Raw genomic sequence first — 15,677 nt, 5'->3', positions numbered from 1 at the left:
TTACCTATCGAAGAGAGGAGTCCACGAGTCAGACTTGTCCCAAAGGAGTTGCAAAGAATCATCAGGAATACCATGTTCATAAGCAACCATGAGACCTAGACCAGCATATCCGAGCGGCTGGACCGTCTTAAATCCTGCCTTCTTGACGATTTCATTGTAGACTTCGCACGGCAAGTCATTTCCATATGGCCAATTGCCTGCCACAATCCATTGCTCAGAAATAGCCACCAACCCATCCTGTTCAGTCATCTTTTCGCCGTAAAACACCGGGATTTCTGGAAAATCACGCTCAAACCGCTGAAGGGCTCTTTCGTGCGCAATAGAGACTACGACGCCTGTCTGACCAGGCCTTTTCATAAGCGTTGAATTGGCCTCAATAATTTTACTTAGTTGGTCGCCGCTGAAAGTCCCATCGTCAATCATGAGAAACCGTTCGTTGGTCGAAAGTGTTTTGTTCGAAGAAGGATATTCTATCTGCTCGGACTTAATAGAAAATATCTGTTTTAACAACCGAATAATAAGTTCACCACTTTTGCCAGGCCTAGTATATTCATGTTCCGGTGGCCCAAAATAGAAATTCAGTTGTGCTCGACCTTCAAGGATATCTCTCCAGTACATGGTTGATCGATCCTTATCGTTAAGCGCAAAGTGCAATGCCATTCGACGCAGTGCCTGCGTTAGAGACGATTCTATCTGGTTGGATGTTCGATAGATCAGATGACGCAGAATTAGTAACGCTAAGGTATGTTCTGGGCCAGAAGAAAATTGCTTCAGCCAAGTTCGCATCCTCTCAGATGCGAGTGGGCGACGAATTCCGGTAGAACAAAGCAGTTGAACCGCGCGCTTAAGTTTTAGATCTTCAGACGAAATCATCGCTGTGGCAATCGAGTTGAAAATCGATCAATTGTGGCTGTGAGTTGTACGGTGTAAAAGAAGGACAATTTTATGGTCTGCAGGCCATTCATCCAAAGCGGATAAAGCATGAATTTATGAAACATTTTGGTAAATTCCCATAGATAGCAATATCTTAAAGCTCAGAAAATTTGTTAGAAATACCGCTCATGCGAGTTGCCGAAATTAAAAAACAGCACCAGTTCATGATTTTTCAGGTGAGCTTTACTGCTGAACACCCTTGATAACTGACACTATTAAGCCGAAGCAAATTTGCGTGACAAGCATGCAAATCCAAATTCAGTCGACACAGATTGGATATATCATTGTAAATTTTGCATGCAAATTATAAATATAACTAGATTACATGACAATTGTTAAAGTGTCATGAAAATAGCTTACTTTGTTGATAATTGTTAAATGCAAATTTAAAGTACACCGTATAACTCCATCTCGGTATGGAACCCAAAACACTACTTCTGCTCCAAATATTCATTGCGTTAACATTCACCATGTAGTGATCGAAATGTTTTTCCAGACATTAATATTGGTTAATGATCTGTTGCAGAGGTGCGGCTCTTCAAACAGTGTTCGTGACATCAAAAGCAGATACAACAGCACAACATCAATCCAACCTAATTAGTTCTGCTTGTATTTTTCAAAAATCTCAAACGCATCATAAATACGCCAGGCCAATTCCAAGTGGGCAGCATCAGTAAGCGTCTCTTTATTTGCCTTCGCCTGTCGGCTAACTTCCTCGAATGCAACACGAAAACGATCCCGGAAAACGCTTTCTCCCGTGCAGTGGATTCCAACTAAGACATAACGGATATCAACTCCACTTCTATCAAGAGCAATAAGTGCCTCCGAACTAGGAAGTGTGCCGCCAGACTCATATTTTGCAATGCTGACCCTGGACAAACCCGCAAGCTCAGCCAGCGCACCTTGGGTCAATCCAAGCCGCGTCCGCTCTTCCAACAATCTTCGAGCAGTACCTGCCCCCAAGTCTTCTATAGCCATATCTAAACTCTTTAAAAAATCTCACTTTTTAGGGGCGCCCGCAATCCTTCCAAAGATACGCATCTAGGGGTTGACCGTCAACCCCTAGATACATACACACTGGGGTTGACGGTCAACCCTTAGGTACATAAATATAGGGGTTGACGGTCAACCCCTATATACATTCTTAAATATTTCAAATTCGATTTTTAAGCATGTTTTTATCAGATATTTAAAAATTTTATAAAGCGCTATGTATGCAATTCCTCTTAGTTTTTGTAATTTTTTGAGCCGCTTGATGGGTTCTTGTTGATATTCATATTTGTTTACAATAAACTAATATCATAAATCTCGGTAATTTTTGCAAAATAGCAATCAATTTCCTTTAAATTTAATCAATTAAATCATGAGCCTTTCCCAGACTGCCATTGACGAAGTCAAGCAGCGCTTTTTTGAGCAAGGCACCTGCATTAGGGAGTGGGCTCGCGCCCATGAATTTGATCCGTTTCTCGTTTATGCGGTGCTTTCTGGCAGGGCAAAGGCAAAACGTGGAGAAAGCCACCGTATCGCCGTTGCACTTGGATTAAAACCCTCACCAGCACCATTGGGCGTGAAGGCGCCTCCAGACCCTATGACTGAATCTGATTCTATATTCAGAGAAAGCCAATCTCAGCCAAAAGGAGGATCAAACATGGACCCATAACAAAAAAGCGCCAAGGTCTGCAAACCAAGGCGCTCTAATGTCGGGGGGGTGAATCCCAGATTTCTGTCTCAACAACTCAAATCTACCTGCGCCACTCGCGCGCGTCAACCCCTTTTTTATCATTTTTGTGATCGCGTACATGCGGGCACCGCTCTCGCACGCCTGTACGCAGGAGAAATCGCATGAAAAAGGACGCATATTTCCAAGCATCAATCCCGCTTCTCCCTCTGTTTCGGAAGGCGTATGCACTCGTCGAACTCAACCATCTATTCGCACGGCAGGTGCCCCTCAAGTCGGCCAGACTAACCTTGTTATCACGCTATCTTGGATGTAATCACCGTGAGTCGCTGCAGCCCCAGCTTGTAATACCCTCCACAGCCCTTTCACTTGTCATTGGGTGCTGCTTATGAAACCCAAACGCAAAGTGATTACAAGATCACCTCATCGAACCGTTGGCCTAGTGTCTTGTGGCTGGCTGCAAAAAGAAGTCATTGAATATGAAAGCCAGCTTGAACGCAGGTTCATACAAAGGATGCTACTGACGCCTGGCGTAAAGCACATTATCGACCAGCCATTTACAGTGACTTATGGGGAAGAAGAGGACAAATCTTATACACCAGATTTTCTAGTGAAATTTTCTTCAGGAAGAACTCTAATCGTTGAAGTCAAACCAGAAGTATTCGTCAAGAAATCAGTTGAAATGTTTAACCAAGTTTCGTCCATTCTCAAACAACGTACCTTTTCATTCCATGTGGTCACTGACCGCATGATCGATGATGGAGACCTGCCAGCCAAAATTGAGCTCCTCCTCCGATACGCGAGAGGCAGCATTCCTGATCAATCAGTACAGGCAGTTTTACGTGTCATGCAAGCGACGACAGATCCCGTGCCGATTGCCGTCGTCATGCAGATGGCGCAAGCCGATAAAACAGTTCTGCTACATATGCTAGGCAGGAGAACACTCATGTTCAACGACAGTATTTCACTGGCTGATAACACGCTCATTAAACCTATTTCGATGGAGATTAATCATGAAGATGTTTGCATTCCAAGTTGGCTTGACGCTGCGTCGTGGAACCCAGACTCTGGAGTTTGTGCGCAAGATAGACCAGAACCGCGTCCAGTTCGAAGACCCAATTACTCGCCAAAATTACACGTGGGATATCGCCAAGGTGACGAGTCAGATCTTTAGCCATAAATTAACGGTGATCGGCGGAGATGCCATTTCTGGAAACGCAAACACCTCCAAAAATGATGGCACAGCGGGACTGCTGACAAACATCGATTCACTTCCAGAAAAATATAAAAATGCGCTTGAGTTCCGCATCCGTATTGTTAAATGGATCAAAAAGAATGGCATATCACGTGGTCAGCGCAGGGCAATTTCAGCGATATTAAAGAAACTCCCGCAAGAAAGTAACGACCCCAATAAGATACCTACGGCTTCTACTGCAATGGTCTGGATACGCTTGTGGGACGAGTCCGGTGCAAATCCATCCGCTCTTATCACAAAAAATTTTAGTAAATCGCGCCCTAAAGCTTTTTCCCAGGATCAAGAGGCGGAGATAACGAAGGTTTTGCTGAAGGAGTATTTCACGCGTAGTCGCCCGACGCTCCAATATGTGGCCATGATTTTGAATCGGCGCTTAAAGGAGCTAGCCGGTAATAAACAAGCAGGACAAGCCAAAGAGACCATTAGCCTTTCTTCACTGCGTCGGCGCGTGTTGCAGGTAAGCCCATATACTCGCGACGTCCATCGATTTGGTGCTGCATACGCACGAAACAAATGGCGCTATTCACTAAAGGGGACAGAAGCAATCCGAGTACTTCAATACTTGGAGGTCGATCACACTATCCTTGATATGGTTGTTGTTGAAGACGCTGCAGGAATGCCCTTGGGTCGTCCTGTCATCACCATCATCATCGATGCTTACAGCAGCTACTGCATTGGGTTCTATATTTCATTTGCGGGCGCCGGTCTTGCCCCTGTCTTAAACGCAATGAAAGTCGGCATCATGCCAAAAAGCGTGTACACCGACAACGCTCCGTTCCTTCAGCAGACTTGGTACGGCTATGGTCTTGGCGAAATGTATGTCGTAGATAACGGTCTTGAATTCCATTCTCGGCAATTTGTATCAGCAGCTACGGAACTCAATATAGATATCCAATACTGCCCGGTCCGACAACCCTGGTTAAAGCCAAATGTGGAGCGTTTTTTCGGTGAGTTGGGGTATCACCTTCCTGATCAGGGGAAAGTGTTTAAACCTGTTACTAACAGCTTGGCGCTTGATCCAAAGAAAACAGCTTGTATCTCATTTAGCAATCTCTGCAAAGGCCTATTGCAGTATTTCGTCGATGTCCACCCACTTAAAATTAATTCCAGGACCTTAGCTCGACCAATCGATTTATTTCGGGAAAGTTTTGAGCAAACACCACCTCCGCTCTTGCCCTCGAATTTGGATAGTCTTGGCTTAATCGCGGCGCACCAGAAAACATTAACTGTTGGCAATGAAGGCATTGTTATGCCTGGTCTCCATTTCAATTGTCAGGAACTGCAATCAGTCCGACGGGAGCTATCGCTGAAATTCAAAACTCAAGTGAAATATGATCCGGAAAATCTTGGATTTGTTTACGTCCAACATCCTAAAACCCTGGACTGGCTTTATGTACCGAACTGTCACCCAGAATATGCAAATAACCTGTCAATTATCCAGCACAAAGCTATTCGTGAGCATATCAAAAACTCCCATATGAAAGCAGGAAATTATCAAACACATTTACAGGCAAAAATCGATCTCGCCGACATGTGGCTGAGTATGTCACGAGGCAAGGGAGTAAACAGGAACAACAAGCTGGCTTTGAAATTCGCCGGACTAAGCAGTGCTAAGTGCCTGCAGTCCGACAATCCGGTTCAGGTAACACCTTCGCCATCCCAGCTCTGTGTCCCAACAGAACATCACAAAGAAAACGTGGTGATCCCTACTTTTGATGCCTATCTTTTGGATTAAGGAGTCTACCTATGAATATCGAATACATTTCAGAGCAGATCAATGCAATCACCGTGATGCATCCGCAATTCAAGGCTGCATTTGACGGCATATGCAATCTGATCAACCAAAGCTCAGCTTCCGGCATTCCTTTAGGCGCAAGCGTCGTTGCACCAACCGGATCCGGAAAAACCCATCTTATCAATATTATCGTCAGACGGCACACCCAGAAAACAGATTTGATGGAAACAGAAAGTGAGGTCATCTCTATATCTGCTGCGGCAGCACCAAATATGGGGTCAATGATCGACCGCATGCTGCAAGCACTTGGGCATCCTCCCGGATTAAGGACAACGCGACTACAAGACTTGCGGCAATCAGTATTGATACAAGCGATCAAGGAACGAGGAGTACGGGTCATCATCATCGATGAATTTCAGCATTTGTTCCGGGGCAAAGGGAAATTTATAGCGTCTGAGATAACTGACCTATTCAAAGAAATCATGGATAAAACCGGCGTCCCGGTATTTGTCTTTGGTACAGATGAGTTGGGTGATTTACATCATTTGGATTCGCAGTTTGCTTCGCGCATACCAGCTCGCTTCCAGATTCGCCCTTTCGGCTGGGGGGACGAATGGCAGGGATTTATAAAGGCATTCCAGATGCAGGTTTCGACATTTGATATCAGTATCTTACCAAGCCTGGCAAAAAAACTGCACAACGCAACACAGGGATCACCACGCACACTGAAATACCTGGTCATTGCGGCCATAATCAACGCCATGGAGAAAAAAGCTGACAAAGTCGGTGAAGAGCATTTTTCATTTGCGTTTTTAACGACATTTGGGACATCAGCAAGTCTCGCTAACCCATTCAAGGTGCAATCATGATCCCCAGTAAACTCCCTGTACGCAGTGATCCGATCGATGACGAGTCCTTTATGGGGTATGTGCTACGGATGTTTGAGGCAAATCACATGGGCGGCATTCAATGGCTTTCCCGAGTATTCGATAGGCAGAAGATTCATCATCTGTCGTTACAGCATATTCCGGATATTGCCTACATTTTTGATGCCCACATTGTCAACGCACCAGAGCTTTGCATTTTTTCTTGCCAGGAAAGCGGACATACTATATTCAGTGCTTACGGTCACGTCATCAAAAGAAGTTTCTTACTCAGATTCCGTCATCCTCAGGTTTGCACCATGTGTCTTGATGAAAACCACTTCATCAGAAAATCCTGGGACTTTTCGATGATGACCAATTGCCCATTTCATGGGTTGCAACTGATTGATCGGTGCGGGAGCTGTTTAAAACCTCTAAGCTGGGATCGTCCTGGCGTCTGCCAATGTGAATGTGGCTATGACATCCGCCGAAGCCAGCAATTGGAAATCAATGAGGAAACAGCAGTCTTTGCAGCATGGCTGCAGGAACGCATTTGTCCTGATTGCGAATGGCTGCTAGATGCGGGCAACTACCGCCAAGTACTCTCCCTGCTGGACAACTTATCCACCGATGGCGCACTGAGAGTTATTTGGGCAACAGGCATCAAGAAATGCCCAGAAGATCAGGTAGATGTCGGCACGGGTGCTAAAGCCCTGAGCACTCGTCGCGCTGCCCGGTGCATAGAGCGCAGCTTGTCCCGGCTTGAAGAAATTTTGACGCGGCAAAACATCGGGAATATCCGGCCTCTGTTTTCGGAAACGAATTTACGGTCATTGCTCGACGAAACAGAGTGCACAGCAGACCAGGCTTTAATTTCTCAACTGTTATTACAAGGCAAACAACGAGAAAATCCTAAATCCAGCCTGCTCCACTTGAACCCTCTATCACAAATGAGGTTATTTTAAAATGACCATAAAAAATTTCTTGGTTGCACCTAGAATAATTCAAGGGGAAACGCTGTCCTCGTGGATACACCGCCTTTGTCAACGGCAAGGTATATCTGTTGAAAAGCTATTCCAGGTCCTGGAATGTGCACCGCCAAAAGACATAGATAGTGAGAGGATATCTGACGGTATTCTCAGATTGATGTCAATGACAAGGCATGGTATCGAAAATTTTCACCTAGTTAAGGCAACCAATCAGTCCATTTTATTCAACGCAGATGTCTACGGCCAGGTGAGAACCGGCTTTAATAAGTCGCCAGTCACCGCTTTCTGTGTGTCCTGCTTAAAAACTGACACGATACCTTTTTATCGTATCGAATGGCGGTTCCATTTTTGGAAAATATGTCCAAGACATCTGATCAACTTGCTGACCCGGTGCCCACGCTGCACTAACATTCCAGAATTAAAAAATCCTCTTTTGGTTTCTGGTAATGCCATGCCAAATCTGGCATTTTGCTTCTTCTGCCAGTTCGACCTTAGAAATGCAATCAATGCACCACCCCCTGTGGGTAGCATATGCAGTGCAGAAAAATTGACGGTACAGCAAAGCATGATGGCTGCAATAGTTCATGGCTATTACGAAATTCAACCATTAAACGAAAAATTCAGCTTGCCGTCGATGTTCCACTTATACAGAGCCAATTTGCTCCAGGCACCAATCGAGCACAGCTCCTGGATTTTCCCTCTTTTTGGAGCGAAGACCTGGAGCCGACACTTAAACTCAATTGATCATCATGCCAAAACTCAGGAACAGAAATTTATTTCCACGGCAAAAGGTGCGAAGCAAACAAAAGCTCTAGGAAAACTGATCAAGTATGTAAAAACCGCCGAACGGCAGAATAGGAGAAAAATGCTGGCGTTTGCTAAATGAATGATGTATTTCGAATGTTGAATTAACAGACATACCGTTCTGAGGGGGGGGGAAATTGCCCCTCTCGGAATTATCTGAACGGCCGAGAACAAAGGATTAGCCGCTACCTAATCTGCCACTATCTGCTCTTTACAAGCCGGCCATGACGGGCGCCTACGCGGATCTCATCTGGATTTTAAGAGCGGGGAGACTCACGCACACTCTGTTCAAGGATGATACAGCAAGTCGCAATAGCTGTCACCTGAAGACACTTGCGCTACTGCATTTTGACTCGCATGTAAAAACCAATTTCCACGTGAACCTGACGCGAAGTTCTCACCGCAAATAGTTGTATCTATATTTGAGCCGACATCCATAATATTTGTACTACTTTTCCCTAGCAATGTGTCGTTTAATTGGCTCTTACTGGGGATGGAAAAGCCGCTCATACAGAGGTAAGTTTTTCACACTTGGTCCACGGGTTTTCGTTGACTGCAGAATCCTTTGAAATTACCCACTTGTACTGCAGATCATCAACAGAATTCTAAAAATTTGCTGCTCCTTCTTATAGTTATCAGGCTGCAATATTCCTCCACTAGAATGACTGCATCAAGCATCTTTGTGAGTTTTTTCGTATTGTTATTTTTCGCAAACGAAGAGCTAATTCACGTCAGCGTTATAACTAACCCTGAGACATTGTTATTTAAAAAGGGAGGCAAAAATTGCCTCCTCCCTTCATCAAATTACTTGTTATCCTTCTCCTTTTGTTTTTTTACAAAACGCCTTTGCAGCACCTGCAACCAGCTACACAAAAACAGAAGAGTAGTAATATCATTCTCATCGATCACAGGTAACGGCTGATCAAAATTTATATACAGCCATTTTCCTAAAAAATGACAAACTACGGTGATGCCAGCCGCACAGGCGTGAGGAATTTTGGGAATCATTTTTTGACCCTTTTTTCAGACGTTAATGGCCAGGGGATACACGTTTTTTCTAGGCGTGTGCGTGCTTATCGACCTGGCCGCCAAAAGTCGAAAGCAAAAAATTTTTTTTGAAATTTAAGAGTGCGTTTTGGGGCAACGCAAGACAGAATGGATCGCCGCATTTAGGGCGAGCGTGTGTCTTCTATATAAAGTAGCTGCGAATACCTACAGCCCAATGATAGATAAGGTTTGCTAAACACAAACCAGTTTGTCAGCGCTGCTTTTTTGCGCTTGGCGGAGGGGCCATTTAAATGCTAGTTTTAAGCCTAGCTACTTTTTCATTTACTACATTTTAACGCTGCTACGCAGCTTATTACTATTTTCTACCAAATTCAAACCAAAGTCAAAAATATGCATGCTCTAAATTTCCAAGTACCAGCAAGGAAAGATTTTATGCCTTTTTTTCAGAAAGCATAAGGGTAAAAGCCTCCGCGAACGGAGGCTTTTACTTGATACATTCCGATCCCTTTTACTCTCTTACTTAGATCTAGCTAGACCAGAAGTTGCCTTTTGGCGGGTGGTTCCTTGCGTCGGCTGTGGAACCTTCATATTGCTTTAAAAAAACTGAATATAGTATTTACTGGAGTTATCGTCAATAAGTACGGTAGCTACTTAATCGGATATCTGCAACAGCTCTCCTTTCTATCCAGCTTTATTTCAAAAATTAATGCCTACTGCATTTTCACTTCCAGGTTTGCATCGACTTAATCGCGCTATCTAATCGGCCCAACATAGGACGGAGAGATGCAGAATTTAAATAATGCTCACTCAAAATTCGCCTAGCCTCCTCGAGATTACGGATCTGTTTTTCTCTTTCTTGCGAAGAAATTGCCCGCGAAAACGTCATTCCATTTTCACGATAATAGAAATCCACGATTTGATGACTTGGCAATTCACGATATTCACGATGAGCCCATTCATCAAGATTAGAACGCACTTGATTGAGACGATTGTAGACACCCTTTCTATGAAAAGAAACGATGAGGACGCTTTTGAGTAACCGACCAACTTCTCGGTGTCCCGTTACTGGCATTTTAAAATCGCGAGACCTTTTCGAATCCAATTGCCTTCGCGCCGGTAATGACATGGACTTTCGTGCTGCGATTGGCTTATTCGGTGCATCAATAGTTTCTTTTTTTGTCGCAGTCAGATGTTTCAGTTGCCCAGGACTGATAAAACGAGGGTATATTTCAGCCGACTCTCCGTTCCAAGTATCCTCAACTATTGGAATTGGTAAATCACTCAGAGCAGCAAGAATATGAGCAAGTGGAATACCTTTTTTTGCATCCGAAATGAGATACAACTGGCTCCCACCGTCAGGATTGTACATGCCGGGCCAAGATGGGCGTTCGATCACAAAGTCATGCTTGATTGCCCAAGCTGTACGCTGCTCATGTTTATTCTTCACTGCAGCCTCATAAGGTTCATCTGCGAACAAATACTTTTTAGTTTCGGGAGAAAACCAGACACTGCTGTGGTCGCTCTCAGGAACAATATTGGTCGAGATACCTTTTGGTAATACGCGGCTATACGCCTTACTTGGTCTCAATTTAGTTGCATCTATAAACTGTAGTGTACGAGCGGCAGCGCATATAACTCTGCGAGCAGCAGATTGAGAGCCTGTGGCAATTTGACGAACTAGATGGTCTGGGCCTTCAGGTAAAAATGTGCTTAGCGCCCTCGCGATTTGTAAGTGCCTGGACGTAATTAGGTCGCTCCACTCTTTAGAAAGCTGCAAAGTCAGCGTTTCCCTACCTGTTTTTTTTGTTTCCGTATCACGCCAATAAACGGTCAAAAAAACACTGTGCTTTACAAGTGTGGGGAGAAGCTGATTTTGCGCATGCGAAAAATTACTGAAGCCGGCCATCCTTGCTGCCTGGTTCAACGCTTCTGAATGCTGGATTTTTTTCTCTAGTTTGAGATCTTTGGCTAAGGACTTAATGCCAATTAGAGTAGAGGGGCGTAAAGATTCTTTTGTCATGACAGTTTCCTGGCCCTCACAAAACGTCACCCGTCTACCGCTTCTTGAGCCAAAAAATTGGCATCAACAAGGAATTGCATTACATGCAGTGCTGTCAACAGCTTTGCTAAGACGGGTGGCAGGCTCCTGCAAAAGCCCTCCCAAATATTATGTCATGCCTTGAAGTAAATTTGCAACACCTTGAACATCATTCAAACGTGAAGTCCATAAAATTGACTAATAAGCAACATTCTATCTACGATCCGCGAGCTCGTATTTTCGATCTACTTTATACATCCATAAAAGTTCAAACTTAAATGAAAAAAACCCCTACGAATTCAGAGTTAAACGAAAAAATGGTTCAGACTTAAATTGCATACCGTTTTGTAAGTGCTTGATTTAGCTGTTTCGGCAGTTCAAAGTTAAATGAACATCGACACTAGCTTTGAGCACCATATGGTAAAACCTGTTGACATGGATGCTTTAATGCATCTGTTAGCCGAACTGAATTAATTAGTAATCTAAGAGCAGCGACTACACAAATTATCGTGCAGCAGCTATTAAAAACATAGAAAGTGGTATACTTCATTTACTTTTTACCAATCATTTCAATGCTATGCGAATTTTATTTGCGTTGAGTTCTTTGACTATTTTGCTTTCACTGCAAGCATGTTCAGATGCGGCCCCCTCGGATTATGCAATGAAGGCCGCTGCCGCTGCTTCAGAACAAAAGCGTGAAGGTAGTTTCCTAGATCTGTCCAAGTTCGATGAGGTAGACATAAAAAACAAACATTGTAAAGTCAGTGAAGATCAGAAGAGCGCGGATTGCAATTTTGAGTTGAGCGGTAAAAAATACTCAATCAAGTTCGCAGCTACGGGTAGGGGATGGGCTTACGTCAGCGACTACGATGTTAAGCGGTGAGTCGACTCCCGAATGATTGCAGTTTCCAATTGAACGCACGCTATCAAGTCATTGATTCTCAAACCTCGCCCAGGTTTAGCTTCAAAAATATGCTCTATAAGCGCGATAACGCACAGACGTTATGAAATTTGCCATCTATAATTATCGAATGCGTCAATATCTATTGATGTAAACCCCCAAAACAGCAGCACTTGCCGCAGGCCTTCAATTGACAGGCATGGGATACCTATAAGGTCTTCCATGATGCACGATTTTTTAATCGCCAACCGGGCCGAACTTGAGCGACGATGCCGCGAAAAAGTCGCAAGCCGTCCGAACAGAACACCAGCAAACAAGCAGCAAATGGAACAAGGTGTCCCCATGTTCCTTAACCAGCTGATACGCACCCTGCAAGCTGAAAGCAAAGGGAAGGAAGCCATTGCCATGGCTGTGTCCGGCCCTGCTTCTGGCGATCCTGACCGGCATGCGGAAATCGGCGTGTCGGCTGCAATTCATGGCGCGGACCTCTTGACGCTTGGTTATACGATTAATGAAGTTGTCCATAATTATGGCGATGTTTGCCAGGCAGTATCTGATCTCTCTATGGATCTTGGGCAGAAATTTGAAATCAGCGAATTCCGTACACTGAACCGTTGTCTGGATAATGGTATTGCTGATGCAGTGACTTCATTCAGTGAGCATCGCGATTTGGTCATCGCAGATGAGCAAGCGCTGGAGACAAATGAGCGCCTGGGTTTCTTCGCGCATGAATTACGCAATCATCTGAACACGGCAATGCTCGCGCTGGCTGCTATCAAGACTGGTCATGTTGGTTTGATGGGGTCTACCGGTGGCGTTCTGGATCGCAGCCTGGTGGGGCTTCGCAGGCTGATTGATCGTTCACTTGCAGAGGTCCGTATTGGACCTGGCATGACCTTACACCGAGCTGTTTTCAGCCTTGCCAATTTTATCAGTGAGGTGAAATACTCTGCTTCGCTGGAAGCTGAAATGCTACATTGTAGATTTCACGTTGAGCAAACTTCTTCAATACTGCTGGTTGATGTTGACAAGGACTTGCTGTTTTCGGCGCTTGGCAATTTATTACAAAATGCGTTTAAATTCAGCGGTAAAGACGGCCTCGTCACACTCAGTGTTGATGCAACTGCTGAACGCATACAGATCAAAGTTCAGGATAGCGGCCCTGGTATGAGCGAAGACACTGCACGGGAAATTTTCCTGCCATTCACCCAAAGTGGCTTGAACAGGAGCGGGCTGGGTCTAGGACTTTCTATTGCCAGACGTAGTATAGAAGCAAACGGAGGCTTGCTCACAGTCGAGAGTGTGCCAGGTCATGGTTGCCTATTTATTATAGATTTGCCGCGCCGGTCAATTCAGTCTGGTGAATATATATCTTGAAGTCGCATTCTTATATGAGGGAGTGACACGCCCGATATAAAGCCAATATAAAGCTGGGTTAATCCCGCATGTTCTTCTTAAGGTCAGTCATTTTTTCGTTAGAAAAGTAGGCTCTATGGAATATCGTATTCTTATCCTTACCAATAATTCTGGTGATGCAAAGATATTGGAGGATGCACTCAGGCATTCAAGGGACGGTCCTTTTCTTACCGAATGTCTGAGCAGGCTTGATGCTGGCTTGTTACGAATGCGAAAAGCTGACATCGATTTGATTTTGGTGGACTTGTCACTTGCTGATAGCCAGGGAATTAATACTTTTAAAGAGTTATTTGCAGCTTTCCCTACTATACCAATCATGACCCTGAGTGCTCAGGAAGAAGAGGCTGCTGCCATTGAAGCGGTGCAACTTGGTGCACAAGGATATTTATCAAAGGGTCATTTTGTGAATAGCCTGGTTCCTCAATCATTACAAAATATCATTCTGCGCAAGAATGTAGAAAATCAGCTTTACCAAGAACAGGCAAGGGCTGAAATCGTATTGAATTCAATTGGTGACGCGATCATATGCACAGATATCAACGGGCAAATTGATTTTCTCAATGGCGCAGCGGAAGATCTCACTGGATGGGATAAAGCAGATGCACATGGGCACCAGATAGAAAAAATTTTTAAAACAATTAATGGTAAAACCCGGCAAGTAGAAATCAACACTGTCGACCTTGTTTTGAAAAAGAATGAAATAGTAGATTTGCCTGCAAACACACTGTTGATAAGGAAAGACGGCAGTGAAGTCCACATCGAAGATTCTGCTTCACCCATTCATGACTATGATGGCAAACTTGCTGGCGCGGTCATTGTATTCCATGATGTCAGTATCACCCAGGCGGTGACTGTCAAAATGACCCACCTGGCGCAACATGATGCCCTCACTAATTTACCTAACCGCACTCTGCTCAATGACCGCATAGCGCAGGCAATTCATCTGGCCAAGAGAAACGATACACGACTTGCTGTATTGTTTCTGGATCTTGATAATTTCAAGCATATTAATGATTCAATGGGGCATGCCAGCGGTGACGCATTATTGCAATCCGTTGCCCGGCGTCTCGGTGATTGTGTTCGTAGTTCTGATACTGTCAGCCGGTATGGTGGTGATGAGTTTGTCATTCTTTTAGTCGGGGGCAAGTATGCAGAAGATGCAGCGCTGATTGCAGAAAAAATACGGACAGCATTACTTCGTCCAATTCAGCATGAGCAAAAAAATTTATATGCAAAGGCAAGCATCGGTATCAGCCTTTATCCGGGCGATGGCGAGGATGCAGAAACCTTGATAAAAAATGCAGACACTGCTATGTACTGTGCGAAAACTGCAGGCAAGAATAATTGCGAATTTTTCCGCAGCGATATGAAGCTACATTCAAACTAGAAAGTTATGAATGACTAATCAATATGAGACCCAAACATTGTTCACCAGAGGCAATTGAATTCAGTTTGTGCGTTTGCTAGCTGAATTGACCCTGTCAGTTTGATCCACCTTCCACTTCCTGGCGAAGGCTGTCACCGGGTCATACGCCCCTTCAAATCCCGGTTTTTTCAAATCCAGATGAAGTTGTTTTAAGCTTCGTCGCTGCTTACGATTCTTGCTCGCTTCGGTTTTAAGCCAGCTTGAAAGCTGCAACGCACATTTATCGATGGCACTTTTATCGATGGCGCTTGTTGTTTGTCGATCCGCATAGGCTGGCTCTGTGACTTCAGAGCGCAGATAGCGTCGCGCGGATAGCGCCGGACTGTGTTGCGAGAGATGCCCAGTCGTCTGGCGATCTCGCGTAATGGAATCTGGTCAGGAATGTGCCAGCGTCGAATAAAACCTAGTAATGCAACGTCAATCAATCCTGCTCCCTACTCATTAAGATAAGTAGGGTTGTGTGCTAAACGTGGGTCACAGTAGATGCAATTTATCCAGCAAAGTGGGGGTGCGGACAATAACTTGGACTACTTGGAGGTAGTTCATGTATTCATACGAAGACCGTATTCGAGCGGTCAAGCTTTATATCAAGCTCGGGAAGCGCATTCGCCCGACCATTCGGCAGTTGGGT

The 15,677-nt window shown here is 44.6% G+C and carries 12 protein-coding genes; 8 read left to right on the top strand and 4 right to left on the bottom strand.

Annotated elements, in window-relative coordinates; translation table 11 throughout:
• Both ACO0LH_RS18405 and ACO0LH_RS18400 read right to left on the bottom strand, forming a co-directional pair.
• On the bottom strand, window positions 1-873 hold the full coding sequence (locus ACO0LH_RS18405; RefSeq protein WP_422942589.1) for a phosphoribosyltransferase-like protein: 873 nt from the start codon (window positions 871-873) through the stop codon (window positions 1-3).
• A gap of 657 nt (window positions 874-1,530) precedes the next feature.
• Window positions 1,531-1,911, bottom strand: a complete 381-nt coding sequence (locus ACO0LH_RS18400) for a helix-turn-helix domain-containing protein (RefSeq protein WP_422942588.1) — start codon at window positions 1,909-1,911, stop codon at window positions 1,531-1,533.
• A 385-nt stretch (window positions 1,912-2,296) separates the two neighbouring features.
• Here ACO0LH_RS18400 and ACO0LH_RS18395 point away from each other — a divergent pair, with 385 nt between their 5' ends.
• The 5 genes from ACO0LH_RS18395 to ACO0LH_RS18375 all read left to right on the top strand — a co-directional run bounded on the left by ACO0LH_RS18395 (window position 2,297) and on the right by ACO0LH_RS18375 (window position 8,339).
• The gene (locus tag ACO0LH_RS18395) at window positions 2,297-2,593 is read left to right on the top strand and encodes a DNA-binding protein (RefSeq protein WP_422942587.1); all 297 of its coding nucleotides are present in this window, start codon (window positions 2,297-2,299) and stop codon (window positions 2,591-2,593) included.
• Window positions 2,594-2,999: 406 nt separating this feature from the next.
• On the top strand, window positions 3,000-3,785 hold the full coding sequence (locus tag ACO0LH_RS18390) for a Tn7 transposase TnsA N-terminal domain-containing protein (RefSeq protein ID WP_422942586.1): 786 nt from the start codon (window positions 3,000-3,002) through the stop codon (window positions 3,783-3,785).
• A gap of 1,827 nt (window positions 3,786-5,612) precedes the next feature.
• Entirely contained in the window at window positions 5,613-6,470 is an 858-nt protein-coding gene (locus ACO0LH_RS18385; RefSeq protein WP_422942585.1) for a TniB family NTP-binding protein, read from the top strand.
• Window positions 6,467-7,429 (top strand): TniQ family protein, encoded by a 963-nt coding sequence (locus ACO0LH_RS18380; RefSeq protein ID WP_422942584.1) that lies wholly within the window; start codon window positions 6,467-6,469, stop codon window positions 7,427-7,429. The genes ACO0LH_RS18385 and ACO0LH_RS18380 overlap by 4 nt, the downstream gene beginning before the upstream one ends.
• Before the next feature lies 1 nt (window position 7,430).
• Window positions 7,431-8,339, top strand: a complete 909-nt coding sequence (locus ACO0LH_RS18375) for a TniQ family protein (RefSeq protein WP_422942583.1) — start codon at window positions 7,431-7,433, stop codon at window positions 8,337-8,339.
• Window positions 8,340-9,061: 722 nt separating this feature from the next.
• Here ACO0LH_RS18375 and ACO0LH_RS18370 read toward each other — a convergent pair.
• Entirely contained in the window at window positions 9,062-9,265 is a 204-nt protein-coding gene (locus ACO0LH_RS18370; protein ID WP_422942582.1) for a hypothetical protein, read from the bottom strand.
• A 721-nt stretch (window positions 9,266-9,986) separates the two neighbouring features.
• Entirely contained in the window at window positions 9,987-11,285 is a 1,299-nt protein-coding gene (locus tag ACO0LH_RS18365; RefSeq protein ID WP_422942581.1) for a DUF5623 domain-containing protein, read from the bottom strand.
• Between the two features lie 679 nt (window positions 11,286-11,964).
• Here ACO0LH_RS18365 and ACO0LH_RS18360 point away from each other — a divergent pair.
• The 3 genes from ACO0LH_RS18360 (at window position 11,965) to ACO0LH_RS18350 (ending at window position 15,007) form a co-directional block, all read left to right on the top strand.
• Window positions 11,965-12,186: a hypothetical protein gene (locus ACO0LH_RS18360; protein ID WP_422942580.1), complete on the top strand. Its 222-nt coding sequence runs from the start codon at window positions 11,965-11,967 to the stop codon at window positions 12,184-12,186.
• A gap of 240 nt (window positions 12,187-12,426) precedes the next feature.
• Window positions 12,427-13,581 carry a sensor histidine kinase gene (locus tag ACO0LH_RS18355; protein ID WP_422942579.1) on the top strand — a complete coding sequence of 385 codons (1,155 nt, stop codon included), beginning with the start codon at window positions 12,427-12,429 and terminating at the stop codon, window positions 13,579-13,581.
• Window positions 13,582-13,696: 115 nt separating this feature from the next.
• Window positions 13,697-15,007 carry a diguanylate cyclase domain-containing protein gene (locus tag ACO0LH_RS18350; protein WP_422942578.1) on the top strand — a complete coding sequence of 437 codons (1,311 nt, stop codon included), beginning with the start codon at window positions 13,697-13,699 and terminating at the stop codon, window positions 15,005-15,007.
• Window positions 15,008-15,677 lie beyond the last annotated feature (670 nt).

This window comes from Undibacterium sp. TJN19, assembly GCF_049339485.1.
In the GTDB taxonomy this organism is placed as follows: Bacteria; Pseudomonadota; Gammaproteobacteria; order Burkholderiales; family Burkholderiaceae_D; genus Undibacterium.
Note: the sequence above shows the minus strand (reverse complement) of the source record. Positions and strands in the feature narration are given on the sequence as shown.